At 61.1% G+C, this 2,990-nt stretch carries 3 protein-coding genes; 2 read left to right on the forward strand and 1 reads right to left on the reverse strand.

The window, feature by feature from the left end; genetic code table 11:
* Positions 1-835, reverse strand: an 835-nt coding sequence (locus AC1DUU_RS27780) for an aldo/keto reductase (RefSeq protein WP_476786569.1), incomplete at its 3' end; no start/stop codon positions are given.
* A 190-nt stretch (positions 836-1,025) separates the two neighbouring features.
* Here AC1DUU_RS27780 and AC1DUU_RS27785 point away from each other — a divergent pair.
* Together AC1DUU_RS27785 and AC1DUU_RS27790 are read left to right on the forward strand one after the other, a co-directional pair.
* On the forward strand, positions 1,026-2,045 hold the full coding sequence (locus tag AC1DUU_RS27785; protein ID WP_476786570.1) for a GntR family transcriptional regulator: 1,020 nt from the start codon (positions 1,026-1,028) through the stop codon (positions 2,043-2,045).
* 36 nt (positions 2,046-2,081) lie between these two features.
* Positions 2,082-2,990, forward strand: a 909-nt coding sequence (locus AC1DUU_RS27790; RefSeq protein WP_476786571.1) for an ABC transporter substrate-binding protein, incomplete at its 3' end; no start/stop codon positions are given.

A 2,990-nucleotide genomic window follows, 5' to 3' on the forward strand; every position in this document is an offset into this window, starting at 1 on the left:
TGGAAGCGACCCAGGCATAGGCGACCTGCGCCATCGGCTTGCCATGACGCTCGGCGACCTTGCGAACGGCATCGATCACCGCGTCGTCTTGAACGCGCGACCGATCATAGAGCGCATTGGCCGTACCGTCGGTCTTGGCACGCAGGGTTGCCGCTTCGTCTTCCTTGCGGCGGCCGGCCAAAATGCCGCGCGCCAGCGGGCTCCACGGAATGACGCCGACACCTTCGGAACGGCAGAGCGGCAGCATCTCGCGCTCTTCTTCGCGGTAGATCAGATTGTAGTGGGGCTGCATCGAGACGAACTGCGCCCAGCCATGCTGGCGCTGCAGGCCAATCGCCTTCATGAATTGCCAGGCATGCATTGACGACGCCCCTAGATAACGAACCTTGCCGGCCCGCACCACGTCGTTGAGCGCGTCGAGCGTTTCCTCGAGCGGAGTTTCATAATCGAACCTGTGCAGCTGGTAGAGGTCGATATAGTCGGTGCCCAGGCGCTTGAGGCTGCCGTCGACAGCCTCGAACACATGCTTGCGCGACAGGCCCCGGTCGTTGGGATCGGAGCTCATCGGATTGTAGAGCTTGGTTGCCAGCACCTGCTTGTGGCGTGGAACCAACGGCTTCAGCACCTTGGCCACCACCTCTTCGCTGGCGCCATTCGAATACATGTCCGCCATGTCGAAGAAGTTGATGCCGTGCTCGACGGCCTTGGTGATAACAGGGGCCGACGCTTCCTCATCGAGCACCCAAGGTGCCCATTTTGATGAGCCGAACGACATGCAGCCCAGAGCGATCCGCGAAATCTTGAGACCCGAACGGCCCAGATTGACATATTCCATTAGTACACCTCTTGCGTCTTCGATCTGGCTAATCTTCGCATTTGTTGCCACCGCGAGCCGGAAATGTCCATGAAATTTCGATACGGCGCGCTTTTCCCCCAAAGTCAAAAAATCGTACACAGCCGCAAATTGCTGTCTTGCGCAAAACGACTCTCATGTTATCGTTGAGTGTATCAATTGAGTAGCACACGTGTTTGCAATCGACGCGTCCAGTATCGACAAGTCCCTGCCCGTCCCCGTCGGGACGCAGCTGCACGGCTTGCTCAACTACTCGCTGTCGTTTGGCGACATTCCGCACGGCACGAAGCTGCAGTCCGTTCGCCAGCTCGCAGCCGAGCTCGGCATAGCGCCGATGACGGTTGCGCATGTGTATCAACAACTGCGCGACGCCGGTCTGATCGAGATGCGTCAGGGCCTCGGCGCCTTCGTCGCCCACAAGACCTACAACATCGTTGCCGACAACGCTCCGGCGGCCGCATTGCGCATCGACATTGAGGTCTTGCTGGGCAAGGCCGAGCGTCTCGGCGTACCGACCACGACGCTTGTTTCGATGATCAACGCGCAGTCGCAACTGCGCAAGCCCAAGGCAGGTCTCAATGTGGTCTTCGTGGCCATCTTCGAGGGCCCCGRATACGACTATATCGAGCAGATCCGCCCGGTCTTTGCTTCTGGCGACACCATCTCGCTGCTGACGCTTGACGGATTGCGTGCCGACGAGGCGACGCGGCAGGCCTGCCTGAGCGCCGACCTCGTCTTGACCTTCCTGAACCGCGAAGCCGAAGTGCGAGAGATCGTGCCCGACGCCAATATTCTGGCGTTGCGCTTTCTTCCCTCCGGACAAACCCGGCAGGCGCTGGCGGTGCTCGACCCGCGTTCGCGCGTGGCCGCAATCGCCCAGCYTCAGGACTACATCGCGGTCATGCGGCCAAGCGTGCGCGAATATGCGCCGCATGTCTCCGAGATCAAGGTCACATGGTCGGCGGCACCCGATATTCGCGAAATCATCGCTGGCTCAGATGCGGTCGTCTACGCCACCGGCGCCGACCACATCGCCGAAATGGTGCGGCCCGGCATCCCATGTTTCGAATACCGGCATGCGCCCGATCCGGCGTCGGTCGAAAACCTGCTCGTTCCTTATCTGAGCGAGCTCAGGCAGGCGAAAATTGCCGGAAACGAGCATGGCTCCAGCGAGCCGGCCGCAGGCAAATGAGCTGAACACAGACACTCAAAACAAGAAGGTTGGGGAATGAAAACGTTTTTATCGACTGTAAGCGCCGTCGGCCTGGCACTGGCCGTATTTTCAGCTGGCTCCATGGCGGCGCAAGCTGCGGGAACTCTTGTCGTTGGGACCGACGTCGACGCCGGCACGCTTGACCCGCGCCTCGCCCGCGATTCCACCGCCTACCGGGTCGCAGATCTGGTCTATGCAGGCCTGGTGCACATCACGCCCAAGCTGGAACCGGTGCCCGACCTGGCCGAAAGCTGGGAGACCCCGGACCCGCTGACGTTCATCTTCAAGCTGCGCCCCGGCCTGAAGTTTTCCGACGGTTCGCCGCTGACGGCCGATGACGTGGTCTTCACCTACTCGACCGTGCTCAACCCCGAATTCAGCTCGCCCATCCGCGCCCTGTTCACGCCGGTCAAGGCAGTCACGGCCGTCGACGCACAGACCGTGAAGTTCGAGCTCGCCGCCCCTTACGCGCCGCTTCTCACCTATCTCGATGTCGGTATCATCTCAAAGAAGGCCGCCGAAAGCGGTCAGGACATCTCGACCAAGYCGGTCGGTGCTGGCCCGATGAAGCTCGCCTCCTGGAACCGTGGCAGCGACATTACGCTGGAAGCCAATCCCGACTATTGGCGCGGTGCGCCAACCATCGACAAGGTCACCCTCAAGGTGATCGGCGACAATTCGGCTCGCGCCCAGGCTTTTGAAGCCGGCGACCTCGATGTCATCCAGTCGCCGCTTTCGCCGCAGGACATCACGCGCCTTGCCGGCGACGAGCGCTTTGCCAACGTCAAGATGGCCGGGCTCGGGGTCACCTATCTCAACTTCAATGCGAAGGACCCGCTGCTTGCCGATCCCAAGATGCGGCAGGCCCTGTCGATGCTTGTCGACCAGCAGACCATCGTCAACGACATCTACCAAGGCGTAGAC

It is taken from the genome of Aminobacter sp. P4_H6_2 (assembly GCF_056400805.1).